The organism is Pseudoalteromonas sp. S558 (assembly GCF_005886635.1).
Classification (GTDB): domain Bacteria; phylum Pseudomonadota; class Gammaproteobacteria; order Enterobacterales; family Alteromonadaceae; genus Pseudoalteromonas; species Pseudoalteromonas aliena.
The window spans coordinates 1-474 of sequence record NZ_PNDU01000569.1; the positions used below are offsets into that span (position 1 = coordinate 1).

1 protein-coding gene is annotated in these 474 nt (G+C 36.9%); it reads left to right on the top strand.

All coding sequences use genetic code 11. The annotated features are described in order from the left end of the window. Positions 1 to 474, top strand: a 474-nt coding sequence (locus tag CWB66_RS21475) for a substrate-binding periplasmic protein (protein WP_138587007.1), incomplete at both ends; no start/stop codon positions are given.

Below are 474 nucleotides of genomic sequence, written 5' to 3' on the forward strand. Positions count from 1 at the left end.
CGGAGTCTGAATATGTGCAGGGCAAAACACGCCGTGAATTACTGGGTTTATCAAATTCATTTAAAGGCGGTGAAATTGCTTTTTTAAAACGAAAAGGTGAAGTTGATCGGTTTTCAGGTAATTTAAAATCACTTAAAGGTCAAAAAATAGGGGTTGTACGCGGTTATCAAAATACCCCCGAGTTTGATGCCATGATGGACAATAATGAATTTCAAATTATTAGCGCAGTTGATGATTTACAGCTGGTACAATTACTGGCAGCGAAACGTGTTGACTTAATTATAGGTGATCCGACTGTGCTCAAGTTCTCTGTAGAATACTCCTCGTTAACCTCCTCTGAAAAAAAATTCTTATTAAGCTCGCTAGCGCAAGAAACCATACCGTTGCAATATAACCCACTTTATTTTGCAATCAGTAAATTGACTCCCGATTGGCTGCTGATTTTAGATAATATTAATAAAAGTTTGTATCAGT